General features: G+C 58.5%; 17 protein-coding genes and 2 pseudogenes. 7 read left to right on the forward strand and 12 right to left on the reverse strand.

Features of this window, described 5'->3' with window-relative positions:
• Window positions 1–35 precede the first annotated feature (35 nt).
• Complete coding sequence (locus tag P0D84_RS42250) at window positions 36–245, reverse strand: hypothetical protein (protein ID WP_408243234.1); 210 nt, start codon at window positions 243–245, stop codon at window positions 36–38.
• A gap of 697 nt (window positions 246–942) precedes the next feature.
• Window positions 943–1428, reverse strand: a complete 486-nt coding sequence (locus tag P0D84_RS42255) for a hypothetical protein (RefSeq protein WP_408348523.1) — start codon at window positions 1426–1428, stop codon at window positions 943–945.
• Window positions 1429–1627: 199 nt separating this feature from the next.
• On the opposite strand from P0D84_RS42255, the gene P0D84_RS42260 reads away from it, so the two are divergent.
• Window positions 1628–1810, forward strand: a complete 183-nt coding sequence (locus tag P0D84_RS42260) for a hypothetical protein (RefSeq protein ID WP_408348526.1) — start codon at window positions 1628–1630, stop codon at window positions 1808–1810.
• Between the two features lie 185 nt (window positions 1811–1995).
• Here P0D84_RS42260 and P0D84_RS42265 read toward each other — a convergent pair whose 3' ends face one another.
• Together P0D84_RS42265 and P0D84_RS42270 are read right to left on the reverse strand one after the other, a co-directional pair.
• Window positions 1996–2460, reverse strand: a complete 465-nt coding sequence (locus P0D84_RS42265) for a DUF3331 domain-containing protein (protein WP_408348529.1) — start codon at window positions 2458–2460, stop codon at window positions 1996–1998.
• Between the two features lie 103 nt (window positions 2461–2563).
• Window positions 2564–3385, reverse strand: a complete 822-nt coding sequence (locus tag P0D84_RS42270) for an aldo/keto reductase (RefSeq protein WP_408348532.1) — start codon at window positions 3383–3385, stop codon at window positions 2564–2566.
• A 128-nt stretch (window positions 3386–3513) separates the two neighbouring features.
• Here P0D84_RS42270 and P0D84_RS42275 point away from each other — a divergent pair, with 128 nt between their 5' ends.
• Together P0D84_RS42275 and P0D84_RS42280 are read left to right on the forward strand one after the other, a co-directional pair.
• Entirely contained in the window at window positions 3514–4491 is a 978-nt protein-coding gene (locus P0D84_RS42275) for a LysR family transcriptional regulator (RefSeq protein WP_408348535.1), read from the forward strand.
• Between the two features lie 56 nt (window positions 4492–4547).
• Window positions 4548–5159: a rhomboid family intramembrane serine protease gene (locus tag P0D84_RS42280; RefSeq protein WP_408348538.1), complete on the forward strand. Its 612-nt coding sequence runs from the start codon at window positions 4548–4550 to the stop codon at window positions 5157–5159.
• Between the two features lie 64 nt (window positions 5160–5223).
• Here the strand turns inward: P0D84_RS42280 and P0D84_RS42285 are convergent, their stop codons facing one another.
• A complete protein-coding gene (locus P0D84_RS42285) occupies window positions 5224–5532 on the reverse strand; it encodes a hypothetical protein (RefSeq protein ID WP_408348541.1) in 309 nt (102 codons plus the stop codon).
• A gap of 470 nt (window positions 5533–6002) precedes the next feature.
• Window positions 6003–6203, reverse strand: a complete 201-nt coding sequence (locus P0D84_RS42290; protein WP_408348544.1) for an SOS response-associated peptidase family protein — start codon at window positions 6201–6203, stop codon at window positions 6003–6005.
• 323 nt (window positions 6204–6526) lie between these two features.
• On the opposite strand from P0D84_RS42290, the gene P0D84_RS42295 reads away from it, so the two are divergent.
• Window positions 6527–6733, forward strand: a complete 207-nt coding sequence (locus tag P0D84_RS42295; RefSeq protein ID WP_408348547.1) for a hypothetical protein — start codon at window positions 6527–6529, stop codon at window positions 6731–6733.
• A 1327-nt stretch (window positions 6734–8060) separates the two neighbouring features.
• Here P0D84_RS42295 and P0D84_RS42300 read toward each other — a convergent pair.
• Both P0D84_RS42300 and P0D84_RS42305 read right to left on the reverse strand, forming a co-directional pair.
• Window positions 8061–8942, reverse strand: coding sequence for a hypothetical protein (locus P0D84_RS42300; RefSeq protein WP_408348550.1), 882 nt, complete (start codon window positions 8940–8942; stop codon window positions 8061–8063).
• Window positions 8939–9490: a hypothetical protein gene (locus P0D84_RS42305; protein WP_408348552.1), complete on the reverse strand. Its 552-nt coding sequence runs from the start codon at window positions 9488–9490 to the stop codon at window positions 8939–8941. The genes P0D84_RS42300 and P0D84_RS42305 overlap by 4 nt, the downstream gene beginning before the upstream one ends.
• Before the next feature lie 41 nt (window positions 9491–9531).
• Here P0D84_RS42305 and P0D84_RS42310 point away from each other — a divergent pair.
• The 3 genes and pseudogenes from P0D84_RS42310 to P0D84_RS42320 form a co-directional block, all read left to right on the forward strand.
• Window positions 9532–9741 (forward strand): annotated as a pseudogene (locus P0D84_RS42310) (acylphosphatase); the annotation flags it as partial.
• Window positions 9742–11044: 1303 nt separating this feature from the next.
• Complete coding sequence (locus P0D84_RS42315; protein WP_408348555.1) at window positions 11045–12250, forward strand: MFS transporter; 1206 nt, start codon at window positions 11045–11047, stop codon at window positions 12248–12250.
• Between the two features lie 158 nt (window positions 12251–12408).
• Window positions 12409–12792 carry a hypothetical protein gene (locus P0D84_RS42320; protein ID WP_408348558.1) on the forward strand — a complete coding sequence of 128 codons (384 nt, stop codon included), beginning with the start codon at window positions 12409–12411 and terminating at the stop codon, window positions 12790–12792.
• Between the two features lie 368 nt (window positions 12793–13160).
• On the opposite strand, the gene P0D84_RS42325 is transcribed toward P0D84_RS42320, so the two are convergent.
• From P0D84_RS42325 to P0D84_RS42340, 4 genes and pseudogenes are all read right to left on the reverse strand, one after another.
• Complete coding sequence (locus P0D84_RS42325) at window positions 13161–14432, reverse strand: arsenic transporter (RefSeq protein WP_408348561.1); 1272 nt, start codon at window positions 14430–14432, stop codon at window positions 13161–13163.
• Between the two features lie 7 nt (window positions 14433–14439).
• Window positions 14440–15744, reverse strand: coding sequence for an MFS transporter (locus P0D84_RS42330; protein WP_408348564.1), 1305 nt, complete (start codon window positions 15742–15744; stop codon window positions 14440–14442).
• Window positions 15741–16841, reverse strand: coding sequence for a metallophosphoesterase family protein (locus P0D84_RS42335; RefSeq protein ID WP_408349791.1), 1101 nt, complete (start codon window positions 16839–16841; stop codon window positions 15741–15743). The genes P0D84_RS42330 and P0D84_RS42335 overlap by 4 nt, the downstream gene beginning before the upstream one ends.
• Window positions 16842–16970: 129 nt before the next feature.
• Window positions 16971–17516, reverse strand: a pseudogene (locus P0D84_RS42340) (hypothetical protein); the annotation flags it as partial.
• Window positions 17517–17526 lie beyond the last annotated feature (10 nt).

The raw sequence follows: 17526 nt of genomic DNA on the forward strand, positions 1-17526 counted from the left end.
CATCGAGCCGCTAGCCAGTCCACAGGTAGCGTGTGTTACTGCGACTCAAGGGCGTCATCGCGCGCTTGGGCAATCTCGACCGGGTGCTGGTCGTGGTACACGTCGAACAACTGTGAGCAGAGCTGTGCAAGCGAAGCGAGGTCTACGGCCTGGTCTGCATGCTCGACCTCGCCCGCGCTTAGTACATCGTCGAGAACTGGCGCGAGACGGCGTAGTCGCGCAAAGATGGCGGACTCCAGTTTCATGTTGAACCTCCTCTAGCGGACATGGGAGCGCACCTGAGCCGGCCAACCTCAAGTCTCTGCAAACGCCTCAGTGGTCCGAGTCTCCCAATCGCGGACTTTCAGGTTTGACCGAAAGCTGACGCGCCGGTTACGGATTCTGTAATCCGCGTCTCATTGCAAACCAGCCTTGCCTTGTGGCGGGGTTGCATGCGGGTCTGTGCGAAAACGAAGAAGCAGGCGCAATACATATGCGGTAAAACCAAAAACGGTTCGCCCGTCGCGGGTCAAACCGTTTTTCACCTAGGCCAGCCTTGACGGCGCGAAAGGCTTAGTCATGCGAGCGGTAGTCATGGTGAGGCTGAGCATGGTGCGGCTGAGGATGGTGCGGCTGAGGATGGTGCCGCACAGGGGCGTGCCGGCTATCTTGATGCATATCGGCGAACGACACGGCGGGGGCAGCGAACGCGGCTACGATGAGGACGGCAAGAGTCTTCTTGAAAACGGGTTTCATGTAAATCCAGGTGGAAGTTAGGGAGTGTCAGACCAGAAGAGCGATGCAATGCCTCGAATCACTGCGATGCGAATACATTTTAACGTATGACCGATTTCGCATCGGCGAACCGCTATGTAGCGTGCGCGACGGCAAGCAGCCTTGCAATGGGCCTGCATCCCATCGTCAAAACATTTTTCCGCAGCTAATGCCTAACGCTGACTGACTCTATTTCTTTATTGCATCGACCGTGCAGCTCACAAACAACGCGAGAGCCGGCCCCATGTTCGCGAGGGACACCGAGGCGGTCTCCACTGTTGCTTCAGTCATGAAAGGCGGTTTGCGCGCGCTGTCATAGCGCGCGTACGCATCGTACATCGCGGTTATTTGTTCCACTGCGAGCAGTGCGAAGGTCGCGCTTTTCGCCCGATGAGCCTCCAAGCTTTCTCCTGGCGGCACCACGTCAATCGCTTTCAGCGACTGCACGAGGGCGTTGAGTGAGGTATGCAACTGCCACGCGCTGAAAGCTGGCCGTGAAGCGAGTAGCGAAAAGCGACTGGGATTCGGAGACAGTCTAAATGCGGAATTCTCTGCAGCCAGATAGACCTCTTCTGCGGCAGAAACGGGCTCGATATGGGCGTCGATGAATTCTGCTGTATTGATGCTCTGTGGGACCGCATCGCGCCGGAACGCAGCACACGTCTTTTCGTCCATGGCGCCAAAGTCGTATGTCGCCGCTGTTGCAGGCGTCGCACCGACACTACGGGCAGACAGAAGTACCAACAGGGCTGCGGCCGCCGCAAGTCGTCGCATGTCGCTCATCATCGCTCGCAGTAAAATTCAATCGCGCGCTTCGAAGCGCGGTTGGTGCTCATGGCATTGGGCGCTTCGAAGATAAGGCGCGGTCAGCGGGATGCTCTCAGTTGCCTCGAATGTCGCCAAAGGAATGGCGCCAATTGCCGCGGCCAGCATCTGGAGCTTCACGGATTGCTATGTGGCTGTCGATTGGACGGTGTTTCTCGTCTCGTTGCTGTCGGCAATTGCGTTCTTTGTGGCTGTTCGGGTTAGTCGTTACGCGACAACTGGAGCCGCCTGACGTCGCTTCCAAAATCATTAAGGACAACACTGACTGTGAAGATACGTGCCGCCCGAAGTGACGACCTTGACGCCATCAAAGGGTTGCGAAGAAGCACTTCACGCACGTCGGCGTTGCCGAAGTGCATCTGTGGCAGTCACATATCGGCTCGGTGACGCTCGACCCGACATACGGCTTCTACCTCCTCAACTACACGCCGGGGTTCGCGCCGGTAGCGGCATTGAGCCGTCGCCGTTGCAGATGCCGCTGTCGGGAAATGAAGCGCTTTGAAACCTGCGCTCCACCTCGCCTGCGAGGATGACGCTCTCCGCGTTCGCGGGGCGCCTCTCGCGGAGACTCCTTGGATGGAAGACCGCATCGCCCTTCTTAACTGAGAGCCCGGTCAGTGCGCACACGGCATCGCGTCGCGCGAGCACGCGGGTCCACGTCTGGTAGCCATATCGGCCGCCGGTAGGGTCCTGCCATGCGACGATAATCATTCTGTCGTTCATGACCTCGATGACCTGGACTGTTGGCACGGCCCGGTCCTCGGGGTCGTCCGCGCGCGGGTTTGCCTCGGCCCAATCGCGCTCGAGCACAGCAGCGCTGTCAGCAGCATTATGCCCGTAGAGCTTTGCCAACCAGCAATCCAGTTCACGAACTTTCGTCATGGCGCACCTCCGAAGGAGCGACTTCCAGTCACTTTGTGCCCGGCCATCCGGGCGAACGTGAAAAACTTCCTGTTCGAAGGTTTCGCAATGTATTCGACATCGCCTACGCGTCCCATTCCGGCGCGAACGGCGGAGTGACGAAGCGGTGGTTCTTCGGCAACACCGCAATAGCGTGCCGGTCATCATCGTCGAGTTTCACCGCCAGCGCGTCGAGATTGGATTTCTGACTTTCGCGGCGTTGAGCCTTGGGAATGACGGCCACCCCGTCCTGTTCCAGAAGCCACGCAAGAGCAACCTGGGCAGCGCTCACGCCATGCTTGACACCGATTCCCTGAAGTACGCGGTCGCTTGCTGCACGGCCTTGTGCAAGCGGGGCATAGGCGACGAGCGGAATGCCTTTCTCGCGCAGGTAGCTCAGCATTTTCGACTGGTCCAGAAACGCGTGGTATTCAATCTGATGGCAGGCGATGGGTGCGCCGATTTCCTCGATGGCTGTTCGCAGCATCGTCACGTTGAAATTGCACACACCGATTGAGCGAACCGTGCCGTTCTGCAGGAAGCCTTGCATTGTCTCCATGACGGCGCCGAGGTCCATGTCACGCGACGGCCAATGCACCATGTACAGGTCGACATAGTCGACACCGAGCTTCCCAAGGCTGGCGTCCAGTGCGCGACGGAGGGACTCCGGCTTGAGGTTCTCGTGCCATACCTTGGTCGTCAGATGCAGTTGCTTGCGCGCAAGACCCGAGGCAGCAATTGCGGCGCCTACAGCTTCCTCGTTCTGATACATCTCGGCAGTGTCGATGTGTCGATAACCGAGCTCCAACGCGCTCTCAACGACCGGTTGGCAATCTCCACCGGGCATACGGTACGTGCCGAATCCGAGCCGCGGCAGTTCAATGCCCTGTGTCTTCAAAGCTTCCATTGATGCTCTCCCAAGCTGGTTCAGGTCTGCAGCGCAAGTCGCCGCAGCATTCAGGAGGACAATTTCTCATTTTTTGATTGTTGAATAAAGTACGTGCTGTTCAAATCACTCGTGACTAAACTATCTGAATGACACGCGCCTCGGAGAGGGGATGTCGGCTGTTTTCTGGTATCACCGTACTCGCCGCAGTCGCGGAGAGTGGCAGTTTCGTGCGCGCGGCAGACGCTCTCGGATTGTCGCCATCGGGCGTTAGCCGCGCTGTTTCACGCCTCGAGAAGCGGGTAGGCGTGCGGCTGCTTGACCGTACGACACGCTCGCAGACGCTGACCGACGAAGGGAGGCGTCTATATGACGCAGTTGGTCCGCATCTGACAGGTATTGAAGAGGCGGCTTCAGCAGCGTCGGGTTCAGCGAACGTTGTGCAGGGAAAGCTTCGTGTTAACGTCGACCCGTTCTTTTCAAGGACGGTGCTGGCGTCAGGATTGCCAGCGTTTTTGGCACAGCATCCTGACCTTTCGCTCGAACTCATCATGCGCGACGACGTTGGCGACCTCGTGGCAGATGGATTTGACCTCGCCGTGCGCTTTGGACCCCCGCCAATGGGAACACTGATTGCATGCAAGCTCCTCGAGACGCGCATCATTACGGTCGCGTCTCCGCGGTATGTGGCTGAGCACGGGAAGCCAGGAATTCCGGAGGAGGTGAGCAAACATCAGCGAATCATGTTTTATAACCCGGTGACGGCCAGGCCCTTTGAGTGGGAATTCCATCGGGGTAAGAAGGTCGCGGAGATACCCGCAGAGGGGCGACTCCTCGTGTCGGACGTGGAAACCATGCTCGGTGCGTGTATCGCCGGCGCTGGCATCGCGCAGGTGATGGAGATTGGCGTCGAGCAGATGATGCGCGACGGCTTGCTCGTGGATATCTTCCGGGACTGGTCGGACGAAAGATTTCCGCTGTATGCGCTCTTTCCGTCCCGGCGCCATCGAGCTGCGAAAGTTGAGGCATTCATCAATTTTTGCATCGAGTCATTATCGGCAGCCACGACCGTTACGCACCGTCGTCAGATGAGCCTCCGGGGCGAACGGCGGCAACGTAAAGGCTAAGGCGCCCATGTCGCGACCAGGCCAAGATATCAAAATCGTATACGGAGCAACTGGTAATGCCGCAAGATTTGATACGGCTCGCTGGCACCACTTCCACCGCTGACTCGCTCTTCGCACAGCTCAAGGCACGCGTTCTCCTTCTCGCCGCCTTTGTCGGCTCCATGTGGGTGGTCTTTCTTTTGTCCGCTGCGCTGCCGTTCCTGCAATTAAATCGGCATGGGGTGGTGCCGCGCACGCTCAGCGGGCTGCAGGGTATTCTGCTCGCCCCATGGCTGCACGCAAGCCTGATGCACCTGGTAGCCAACACGGGTGGACTACTCATTCTGGGCTGGCTGTGCATGTGGCCGCGCATCGCGAACTTTTGGCAGGCGACAATCGGTGCGATGCTTGGTGCAGGATTGTGCGCCTGGCTGCTCGGCACTCCTTACACAGTACACATCGGCGCGAGCGGGCTGGTGTTCGGTTACGCTGGCTACCTGGTCGCGCGAGGCTATTACACGCGGCACATTCTCGCGATGCTAGTGGCGCTATTCGTAGCTGCGAGTTACGGGCTAACCATGCTCTTCGGCCTGATGCCAATATACCCAGGCGTGTCTTGGCAAAGCCATCTGGGTGGCGCGCTGGGAGGCATCCTTGCCGCACGTGCCGCGGCACGCAGTCGACCCTAGCAACGCAGAAATCTTGTCGCGGAGAATTCTGGCGGGTATACCGGTGCCGCCGGAGACACACGGCCTAAAGCTTGCCCTTGAGAGTGAACGGGGCTAGCAGTGACTGTACGTCAACCTGTTGTCCCTGAAGTAAAAGCAGCCTCGCGTGGAGCACTGTGTTTTCCAGAACGAGCTTGGCGGTACTCAGCAGGTACAGCGCATAGATGTCGGAGCCAGACATGCCAGCTTCTACCAGATGGTGACGCTCGACGAGCGAACTCATGACGAGGCGTCTAAGTTCCTGCTCTCCAAACGGAAGGTCAGCGTAGTCGATTGGGTCGTCAGCCTCAACTTCTCGTAGCATTTCAACAAGCGTTTCCGTGTTCACTTCCATGTCGGCGGCTCCACGATGTCGGTAAGGACCAGCATAGCCAAACTACGTCATCCCGCAGGCTCAGACTACCGGTTCCAAATCTGGTCGTCCAGTCTGCATGCTTGCAAATTTGGGCCGTCGTCTTTGGTTTGCCGACTCCCCGCAGGCGTATGCTCCGCGAGAGTTGCCCTTATTCAAGCAGTGATTGCTGCCCGTCTTGAGTAGACTTCGCTTCCGAGGGTTTTGTTTTCGGTGCTCTTGGTGGCAACGGGAACGCCTCTGCATCCATCTCATCGGCCGGTACAAATGCACGAATGACCAGCCTCGTCGGTGTTGCGACACGACAGCCAGTCCTCGTACGCGTTCGGCCGAATCATGACCACAGACCTCTTTTCGTCGCCAGGTTTGTGGAAGCGCCGCATAAGAGGATGTTCATCTGCATTAACCGTCAGCATCGTGAACGATAGTGATGCCGCACCGTCGGGCTCTTCTCATGCACGCCATAGACCGGCTATCGCGGTCGGCTCGTTGCCGGCAACGCGGATGCGCCAGCGCACGGCTTTCCCTGTCTCGTAATTAGGCTCAAAGAGCGTGCGGCATGGGATGAGGCAAAGCTGCAGTCGATTCCATGCCCCGCTGAAACTTCGCTTTTCACCGATGGTCTCGGCGCGAGCGTTCATCGTGTCGAACACTCACCATAGTCCTCAAGTCTCATCTCCATCTGCCGTAAATACGAGTTGCGAGGTTGTTCGACAAGACAAGCCGGACCGTTATCTAACGGAAAATGGTCGACGCCATAGTTTATTTAACAGGCTGTTGAAAAACTGTTTCGAGGAGTGCTCGCAAGCGGTTTTCGGGGGTGGTCTTACCCTTGCCGAGGTCGCGCGAGCGGCTTGCAGGCCGTTTTGTGAGGCCCGTGATTTTCACTGGAGCTTCGTCAGGGAGAATTTCAACAGCCTGTTAAAGAATGGTGGCAGGTCCCTTGGAATAACCTGTTGAAAGTCGCCGTCGCGCAATGGCATTTGCGGATAAATTCGGTTGGTACAAAAAACATGACAAACGGGGAAACGACAAGATGAAATTGCTTTTGAGTTTGCTTGCGGTTGCGGCACTGGCTGGATGTTCGACGTATGCGGTGCCACGGTATTCAATTTCGGCCGACAACGTGGTGGCCTTGAAGTCCACCGTGGTCAACGGTATTAGCGTCGGCGCCTTCACGTAGCCATCGATTTCCAACCAGAATGCCAACGAGATAATGTGCCGCGGCGTCGGGCCTATCAAGACACCGGACGGCGAGCCATTCGCTGAGTTCGTGAAGTCTGGGCTTGTATCAGAACTGAAAATCGCTGGTGTGTACACTGCTGGTGCCCCTGTCCAGCTTACGGGTCGACTGGACAATATCGATTTCTCGTCGGTTACTGGTGCGTGGAACCTTGGCCTCACAGTGTCGTCCTCGAACGGACGCAGCCTGAGTGTTGCCGAAAAGTACTCGTATACCTCCAGCTATTATGGCGAAACAGCTTGTAATCAAACAGCGCAGGCATTGATGCCAGCAGTGCAGGACCTGATTGCGAAGGTCGTACATTCGCCAGATTTTCCGACCTTGGTGAAGTAGACGGTCGCCGCGTTTCACCACTAGAAGATTGCCGCTAGCAGCGCGCTCGGCGGGAACCGGTGCGCCGCGGCGCTGATAACGGCGGCCGGGTTAAGCGGAGCCGACTTCGCTGCCGATGAATACGTGGGGCTGCTCTTGGTGGTAGAAGCTGCCGTGACGATGGTCGAGCGGTACGAGCTGGCGGCAGGGTAGTCGCTTCGTCGGTTACGACCGCTAGTCTGGTAGCACACGAAATTTATTGCACAGAATTTTTGCTGTCGCCTTGGCGGCGCTCATCTCCAGTGGGCGCCGTCTCGAGCCTGCTGACCAAAGCCTGCGCTCTCAGCTTCGTTATCGGTCCCACTTGCCGCGAGCATTCCGTTGCTCTCGATGACGGGTAACGTTGATGATTCCTTGGTCAGTGATGCGGGAGCGGCTGCCGGAACGCAATCAACCACCCACAGGAGGCAAAATCGAAAGTCGCACGGGCGTCGGTTCGCCGCTGGCCGTGCACCTTCTCGCCATATCAAATGAAATCGCGACGCTCGACGAGAGCGTTCAAGGTTCCGTCAGCAGGTCTACGCTTGAATTGCTGGGAATCGCGCTGTCGGGCCAGCAGCCGTCCGCCACATTCGATGCCAGCGCGACCATGCTCAGGCGCGTGCAGGATTTCATTCTTCAACATCTGCATGACGACGACCTGAATCCGACTCGCATTGCAGAGGCCAACCACATGTCCCTGCGCTATCTGCACATGCTGTTTCAGCGCAGTGACATGACCGTTTCAGGGTGGGTACTCGACAGTCGTACGGTCCAGACCCAAGGCGGACTTCTCGCTTTTCGGGTTCCCCCAAAACCGGAGCGCCTTGGGCTGGTAGGCCGTATAGGCGTCGAGGAGTGTCTGGTCGACGTAGGCGCAGGTCGAGAAGCTGTTCATCTTTCATGCTTTGGTGCGTCAAAACATCCCCGAGTGGCGGCCGACTTCGCGCGTAAGATTCGACGAAAATTCCGAAAGCGGAAACGCTTGGATGAACCGCGTGCCGCTCATCGGAAAAGCTGCGTTCACCTCACCGTCGCGCAGCGTCAGGGCCTGGCGCATCGCCGCGGACCCGACCTCGCCAAATTCGTTGACCGCCATGTTCGAGCTGACGTAGTTCGCCAGCTTGGCCCGGGTCGTGCGGTCCAGGACTCGCAGAAACATCGTCCACAGCTCAACGTTGGTCCCCTTGGGCGTCTCGTAAAGAGTGCTCAGCTTGCCCTCGGCATCAACCGACCCAAGAAAGAGCTCGCGCAAGGTGTATCCCTCCGGTTGCATGGTCTCCGGAAACCGACCCTGATGGTCAAGGCGGTAGTGAAAGATGCTGTAGGACTGAGCCAGCAGGTCATCGAGGCTCGCGCCGACCACCGACAGAAGCTCCTCGACAAGCGCCCGCGGAGTATTGGGCACGGCCACCGGCGGCGGGTCCGTGAACCAGCCGTCGACGCGCAGGCCCGGAGCCCAGGTGCGCGCGAGCTCATACTTCACGTCGTCGTCCCGAAGCTTGGAGTCTTGGCCAGGAATCGGTCGCGCCAGGAGCCGATAGACGTTGCCCTTGAACGCTACCTCATAAAATGGCAATTCGGCGCCAAGCCGCATGTGCGCGCGGCAGGTTATGCCCAGGTTGTCAAAGGTCGTCCCGTCATAGGAGGCGGTGCGCAGAGCCTGCTCCGCCAGAATCACCCCAGACTTGAGCCCGGTCTTTTGCCGGAAGGTGCGCAGTAACACAGCAGTATGGGGAGTGGCGTTACGCTCATTTTCCTCGTTGTCGGTAGCGGGCTTTGCGGGAACGAAACTCACAGCTGAACTCCTGGTGGATGCCGGATGGCGAGGCAAAAAATAAGCTCGGCGCACGGGAAACGCAATGTTTTTTTGAGCACAGCTCGTCGGGTAGCGCACGTCCAAAAGCAGTGCCTTCGGACAGGCGGCGCCTGGCGACTGAGGATGTCGGCGGGCATGCACTCGGATACGCGCGCGTGCGACATAATCCAGCACGGTACGGCGCCGGCGGCGTCAAGCATCGAAGTCTGCGCGTTGCGTCGATATTGCGCGGCGTTCGGCCCGGTGCCCTGACCGATAAGGCGGATGGCCGTCGCGTACCCCGCCAGCGCCTGCAACGCCTTCGGGCTGGCGTTGTGCTTGGCGGCGAGCCATGCGGCCTGACTCGCGAGGTCCCGGTACGTCTTGGCGAGCCCAGCTTCCAAGCTTACGCGCCGCTCGTTCGGCGTAAACAGCTCAGCGCGCGTTTCAATCTGCTCAAGGTGGGCACGGATTCGCGACCAGTTCCAGGCATCGCGCAAGGTGGCCGGGAGTGCCGTGTCGTCGCCATTAGTCGCCGGCACGTTCACCAGCCGGTCGGCGAGCTTCTCGGCGCCCGCCTGTGCGATGCCGCTCGAGACAACTGGGCGTCACCGGCTGGGTCCGCAACCGTATGGACGGTTCGGTAGAGGCGATGCTGCAAGGCTCGCCGGAGCAACTGGCAGCCATGTGCGCCTGGCTCAGCGAAGGCATGTCCGCAGCGCTTGTCGAAGAGCTTGAGGTAACCGAGGTGCCCCCACCGTTTGCCCGCTTTGATAACTTCGAACGTATGCCCACGCTGTACATGCAGGGGAATCGCTGCAGTGGAGGTTACGCTCAGCAGGGAACTGGAACAATGTCGCGCAGCGCGCCCCGATGCGGATTGAAACGGATATGACAGCAACAGCCGCCAGTCCGCGTTCGGCCTTGAGCCGTCGGGCCGCTAGGATTCGTTCCGCGATATGCGCGCTCGAATACCCCGTCCAATACTGCGAGCATGGTGTTTTGGGACCGCTATTGGTGAGGTGACCCCGTACTTCGCCGACGCGGTCGGCACATCCCAACGATGTAACCATTATGTAGAAGTTCATCGACATGACTTGTCCTCCACCCACGTTTTACTTGTCCTCCACCCACAGTTTACTTGTCCTCCACACACGTTTTGCTTGTCCTCCGCCCACGGAAAATGGGTATCCACTTCTGAAACCTCCCCTGTGGCCAAGGAGTTTTCTCGGTCCACCGCTCCGGTAATCATATAATCTCTAATCTGTGTAATTCCCTATGCGTGAGCGAGGCGTCTCCCGATATTCGCTCCTGATAGCGCTTCTGTTCAATTCCTTGAGCTTGCGTGTATCGGTGCTCGTTTTCGAGCGTAGGGTTTATGGCAGCCAGAACAAGGAGTTGGCCCATGCGAGTGGCATCTCTCCCATCAAGTCTGGCGCCCGCGCTGTTTCTTAGGACGCGGCGGCGCAGTTGAAAATCACCGCGCCTTGGCACGTTCCCTGGCTGCCCTCTGCACAGTTTCAAGAAAGCTCTTAGCGCAAATCCGTCTGCGCTGCGGCCAGCGTCCTTCTCGCGTCATTAGTTCACGTTTTCTTGTAGTCAATGTCGTAGGCGCCTGCTTTGTGCGACACGTCAATGCGACGTTGCATGGCTCCAAGACTCTCCCGACGTCGCAACTCGTGATACTCACGCACAGCGACAGGCGGAGTGGCGGACTTTCTGCTTGGATAACAGGTGCAGCCGGCGCATGTTTCGAGCGCTTCGCCGCAGATTTTCGGTGGGTATTGGCGGACATGTTCATTCTCCCCGATTGAAGACGGTGAGGTCCTCCGACCGCCAAGCGTTGTCCGGGCTGTGAGCGGCCGCGAATAAACAGCTCCATCGTCACTTGCAGTCGTTAGGCTGACCACCGGCGCCATCAGGTGATTAACGACCGCGCGCGGCGACAAGCGAAGCTGTAACGCGAATCGCATGCGGTGTCCACCGAGCAACCGCGAACGCCGGACACCTGAATAGAAGAAGCGCTTCCGCCGCTTCATTCTGGTGCTGGCTTCGACCGTGCGCGATAAAATCAGACCGACTCTTTGGGGAGTATTGATTCCATGCGCACCGAACAGCGAGCCAGTGTTCTACGGCAAATTCCCCGCAGTGTCTGGGTCCTTGGCTGCGTCAGCCTGTTCATGGATGTCTCATCCGAAATCATCCATAGCCTGCTGCCCATGTTCCTCATGGCGAGTCTCGGCGCCAGTGCGACGACGATTGGTCTCATTGAGGGCATCGCCGAGGCGACAGCGCCCATCATCAAGGTGTTCTCCGGAACCCTCAGCGATTATCTCGGCAACCGGAAATGGCTCGCAGTTGCTGGGTATGGGCTGAGTGCGCTAAGCAAACCGCTTTTCGCTGTGGCGCCTACTATCGGAATCGTAGTCACTGCACGCATCATGGACCGGGTCGGCAAAGGCATCCGGGGCGCGCCGCGCGATGCGCTTGTAGCTGATGTCACGCCGCCCCATCTGCGAGGCGCAGCATTCGGGCTCCGTCAATCTCTGGATACCGTCGGCGCGTTCCTTGGGCCACTACTGGCTGTAGTCATCATGTTGGTGTGGGCAGACAACTTCCGGCTCGCGTTCTGGCTCGCCGTCATTCCCGGCTTGCTCGCCGTCGCCCTGCTGACATTTGGCATCGAGGAGCCCGCGCAGGAGCCGGGCGCAAAACGGGTCAATCCGATTCGCTGGGACAGCATCAGGCAGCTTGACACGCGCTATTGGTGGGTGGTCATCGTAGGCGGGGTTTTCGCCCTCGCCCGGTTCAGTGAAGCATTCCTCGTGTTGCGCGCCATGAGAAGTGGCGTGCCGATTGCGCTGGTGCCCCTCGTGATGGTCGCGATGAACGTCGTGTATGCGCTGTCGGCTTATCCGTTCGGGAAACTTGCCGACACGATGAGCCAGACGAAGTTGCTGGTCGCGGGCCTCGCTATATTGATTGCGTCGGATGTAGTGCTCGCGCATGGCACGCACTGGAGCGTTGTGCTTGTGGGTGTTGCGCTGTGGGGCCTGCACATGGGGATGACACAGGGGTTGCTCGCCACAATGGTCGCTCACACCGCGCCGGCACAACTGCGCGGTACCGCGTTCGGCTTCTTCAATCTGCTCAGTGGCGTCGTCACGCTTGTGTCGAGCGCTATTGCAGGTGTTCTGTGGGACCGTCTGGGTGCGGCCGCCACCTTCTATGCGGGTGTCGGCTTCTGCCTCATAACTGTTGCGCTGCTTTTGTTCGGTCGGACGCAGGATACTACTGCGGGTCGCTGAGCCAGAGCGCTTGCAGAGAAGGCAGAAGCTCTATTTCCGCCTTGCCAGACGTATGGCAAACAGCAATGAGGAGTGTCTGCAACGGCTGTCACGACATGTTGATGCACCTGCGGGCCGTAGTCGTAGTCAATACCTGCCACAGCAGTCGCGGACGCGGTATGGAATGTTCTGAGAGCATTTTTACCGACCGTAACTCTTTGATACACATGGCGGAGGGGCCAAAGGCTACCCTCACAACCTTACAACCCGCTTCCTCACCCGCCATGAAACTGTCCCGCCTATTGCTGGCAAGCGCCTTGCTCTCGGTCCCGCTCGCAGTGGTGTCCCTTGGCGCCCGCGCTGACTCCTGGAAAAAACATGGTGGCGAATACAAGGAGGAATATTGGGACGGCGGCTGTAAGGTCGAACGCAAATGGAAGGGAAAGGGCGAATACAAAGAGAAGAGCAAGTGCAAAGGTGGGTACGTTACGCAGCCTTCCGCCGTGATTTATCAACCTGTTCCCGCCGTCGTAATCAGCCCTCGGGTAGTCATTGGCCAGTAAATGGTGCGCTGTTAGCCGCTGCTGTCGGCAAGCAGCGAGACGTCACGACGTTTGTTGATATCGGTGTCGCGATGAGTTGACCACCTTGACGACGACGGGTCCGAAGCCATGTCTGTGAGCTGCATACGAATGACCTTGTACGAGGTCGCGCATTGAGCGAGAGCCTTGGAAGCAAGAACTAAGTCACAACGCATCGTCGCAAACTCGGTCTCTCGAAAAGCCCGCTCCCGGTACGGTGGACATATGTGTTGGAGGTCTATCGCATGACCGACATCTACCCAAGAGCGGGCTCAACAATCGCCCGAGCGGAGCCGCGCGCAACGAGCGGCGTCTGGTTTGCTTCGGGCAAGCTCGCATCTTGAGTGGTGTTACAGATTCGCGCTTAATGCAACCGCAGCCAATGCGACGGCGAGAGCGGGCAGGGTCACCACGACACCCAGCTTCAAGAAAGACCATGCGGACACTTCAATGCCGTCGCGACGCAGCGCTGTGAGCCAAAGGATGGTTGCCAAAGAGCCAGTGACGGAAAAGTTCGGGCCAAGGTCCACACCAACCAGAATCGCGCTGGCGATAGGCGTGGACGCGTGCGCGGCGGTAAGCGCTGAGCCCGCGATAAGGCCTGCGGGCAGATTGTTGATAAGGTTGCATGCGACGGCAACGACCGCGCCGGATATCCAGCCCGCATGAGCGGGAATTGTTTTCGCGGCGGTTTGAACGGCGGTAGCCAGATGGTTAATAACACCGGTGTGCTGCAACCCTTCAACCAGCACGAAAAGTCCACCGACGAGAGGGAGTACCGCCCACGATATTTCGGTGAGGTGATGGCCGAGAAACTGTCGTTTCAAGAGGCAAACGAAAAAGAACAGCGCGAGCCCTGCGCCGAAAGTCGGTAGGCCAAGTGGAGCGTCGAAGGCAGACGCTGCAAGCATTACGACTGCCATCACTACGATACCGAATCCCGTCGCCTTTCCCGCGCCGGAGAGCCTGGGCACGTCGACATGAGCCTCGATTTTCTGCTCCAGAGAATCGCGTTGCATGAAACGGAGGACCAGATACGTGGCGACAATACTCAAGACAGACGGGATTGCGAAACGACCGAGCCAATGCATCAAGGTAGGCATATGGTCGCGAAAAATCACCAGATTTGCCGGGTTCGAAATCGGCAAAACGAAACTCGCAGCGTTGGCAATGAACGCGCAGATGTAAAGATAGGGCAACGGCTTTTCGGCTTTGACCGCGTGTGCGACCGCCAGGACTGCAGGCGTCAGAACAACTGCCGTTGCATCGTTAGACATGAAGATGGTCACGACTGTACCAACGCAGTACATCAGGAAAAACAACCGCTTCGCCGAGCCTGCTGCTCGCTTTGCGGTAAGCGCCGCCAGGTAGTCGAACAATCCCTCCTTTCGAGCAAGTTCCGACGCCATCATCATGCCCGTCAAAAACAGGTACACGTCGGTGCCCTTGCCAATTGCATGCAGGGCATCCGACCAAGGCAACATGCCAAATCCGCATAAGGCTAATGCTCCCAGCACGGCCCACATCGCTTCCGGCAGTTTGAATGGGCGAGTGATGACGCCCAGCGTCGATACTGCCGCAATGGCCCAGACAGAAAACGGCGAGGTGAGTAACGCGTTCATTGTGTAATCAGGGAGAGGTAAGAATCAAATGTTGCGAGTCGGTACGCCGGGTTGCGGTACTGTCCCCGGGAGGCCTGGTCTCAGGCATAAAGACCGCAAAAAATATCAGGGCGAGCCCACCGATGGCGGACAAAGTGAGAAAGCCTGCTGTGAAACCGAATTTTTCGACGACGTACCCTCCTGTGACATTACTCAACGCCCCGCCTACTCCCACGGCCAACGCCATCAATCCTTGCGCAAGATTGAAGCGGCCAGTCCCGCGCATTAAATCCGACGCGATGACGACGGCGACAACGCCAAAGATGCCCGAGGCCACGCCATCGAGCAGTTGAATGGCGACGACAGCATACGGACTGCTGGTCATTGAGAAGAGGAAGCCACGGACAGGCAGCACTGCGAGTGCAACCAGGAAAATCTTCCTTCTCCCGACGCCCTTCTTCATCGCACGCCCGACCAGCGCAGCAACCACCACCATCATCAGCTGCGCGGCGATAACGCACGCGCTTAATGCGATGACATCGGTGCCCGGGTGAACCTTGGCGATGACTTGCCCTGCAAGCGGCAGCATCGCCCCGTTTCCGATGTGAAAAAGGGTGACCGATACGATAAAAACTTTGAGGTCACGCTTTTTCCAAAGTTCTGAAAAGGCGATGGGACGGCGCCGACTATCGCCTCCTGCGCGGCACTCCGAACCTCGTGCGAGCGCGTGGTCAATCTCCTTGGGTTTGATGAATAGCACCACACCCGCGCTCGCCACTGCAAACGCGCAGATAAGATAGAACAGCCAGATGACTCCGACATACTGACCCAGCGCGCCGGCCAGTAGCGCTGCGGTGAAGTTGCCTGCGTGATTGAAGCTCGCGTTGCGACTTATTTGTGCCGGCAGCAGGCGATGGCCCACGATACCGAGACTCAGTGCAGCAAGGCATGGAGGAATGATGGCCGACGCCGCGCCGAGCGTGACCTGCACCGCCATCACCGCGGGCAATTGCTGAAAAAAGGCGATGAGCAGGCACCCGGCACCAATCATTAGACCCGAAATCGCGATGAGCAGGCGCTTTGCACGAACCGCGTCAACTAGCAAGCCGGCGGGGATTTGACACATGGCCGCCGCGATGCCACTTACCGCCATCACAAGACCGATGTTGCCTGAGCCCCAATGTTGGGTGTCTCTGAGATAGACCGACAGAAACGGCCCCAATCCACCTTGCACGTCAGCCATCAAAAAATTGAGGCCGTCCAACCTATGCAGGCTGCGACCGGCGGGCGATTTCGCTGGTTCGCCGCCGGTCGCCGGTTCGCCTGAGCTCACCATTTTCTCCCGTTGCGATTGGGTCCAAGCTGCGTACCGAAGATATGCTTTTCGTCCCACGCGCCTACGGTATCCGCATCGCTCCCGTGTGCGCGCCGCTTCTCCAAGGTCTCGGGTGTTGTCACGATATCGATGCTGTCGATGTCGCTTGAGCCGCACAGGTCGGTCGCCCGAACGGAAATCTTGAGGGGTTCGTCCGGTATTTCGGTTTCAAGTGTCCATGATTGTGTCGATGCGTCCAGGGCCATCGGCCGCCACTCAGTGTCGCCGATGCGGCACTCAACCCGTTCGATGCCTTCGGCGCTCCACGCCTTCGCGCGGACCGTGGTGCTTCCGGACGGGATGTGATTGGGCGACCGGGAGCGGGTGACCAGGCGGCGGTCAGCGGGTGAAGTAATCATGGCTACCGGCCACGGTTGGTCCAGTGGCTTGAAGCGCCAACTGACCACGTTTCCGTCGATAGCGAGAATGGAAAATCCGGCCGGTCCTTCCTCTATCTGCCCAGTCGAGCGCGTCGCTGCGTAAATCGTCTTCCCGTCATTTGCGAGTTCGTTGTAGTGCGTATGACCCATATCGACGACCAGAACGCGGTGGTCGCGCAGAAGCTTATGGAGGGTTTTCGCTTCGTCGGCGTCGGCGAGGTCAGCAGGGTAGGCGTGAGCGAAAACTGCGGCTTCAAGGCCCTGGGTGGAAGCGCGCTCCAGCTCTTCCTTTAGCCACTTAAGCTGCCTTTTGCCAAGCTTAAAATCGGGTCCGCCGGTGCCAGCAGATACATAATCTAAAAAGAGACACTTGCAGCCGGCGGCGGTGATTGCCTTGGGCAGTTGTTGCGCTCCAAGTACTGAATGGAATGCATCAAGGCTCCTGGATTTGAAGTCGTGGTCACCCGGGAGGATGTGAAGCGGTAGCCGCAACTTGTCCAACTCGGAGCGGAGAATCTGATATTGCTCAGGTGTCCCATCGTCAGCGTTGTCACCCGGCAGAACCGCGAAATTGATGTGTCCCGCCAGATGCGTGTTGGCTTGCGCGATGATGTCCCGGAGCGCGAGGTGGTTGGGTTCTTCGGCGTCGGTCAAATGTAAATCGCCGATATGCATCCACGTTAACGGGCCACCGCTCGCGGCAACACCACTCGCCGGATTGTCTAGTTGCTCTGGTGCAATCTCGCTCTCGCCGGGAAAAGAAAGGTTGTGGCTCTGTTCGCCTTCGCCCGCGTTATTCGCCTCGGCGCTGTCCGCGTCGACGAACTCAGCGATGTCATCCACCTCAATGGTGTGGCCATACTCGTTCTTCACCCCGTGACCCCAGACCTGGATGTGCGCACCCGGTTCGAGATAGCTGACAAGTTCAGCCGCGGCATGAGGAGCCATGCGAATGGTCGTTCCGTCGGCGAGAAGCGCGCCACGGAGTTCACCCTTCGGGCCGTACAGGGAGAGCTTGACCTCACCCGTGACTTCCATCGGCTGCTTTTCTGCATGAGGCTTCTTATGCTTCTTGCCATCGTGCGGACCTTCATCGAGAATCGCCACTCCGGAACTGGACGTCAGCAGCACTGCAGCAACGATGTCGGCTGACCGAGGCTTCACGCCTCGTACGATTACCGTGTCGCCGATGCTGATGTGCTTGGCGACCTGCTTCGACATATGCGGGGGGAAATGCACCTGCTGATTCTCGCCGAGGATGAAACCGTCTAGCTCCCCATGCGGGTTCGTCAGAAATTGAGTCACGATACCGCGCGTTTCTTGCAGGCAGTCAGGGTCAATCCAATGCATCGTCTTACTC

This window comes from Paraburkholderia sp. RL17-337-BIB-A (assembly GCF_046025895.1).
GTDB classification, from domain to species: Bacteria; Pseudomonadota; Gammaproteobacteria; order Burkholderiales; family Burkholderiaceae; genus Paraburkholderia; species Paraburkholderia fungorum_C.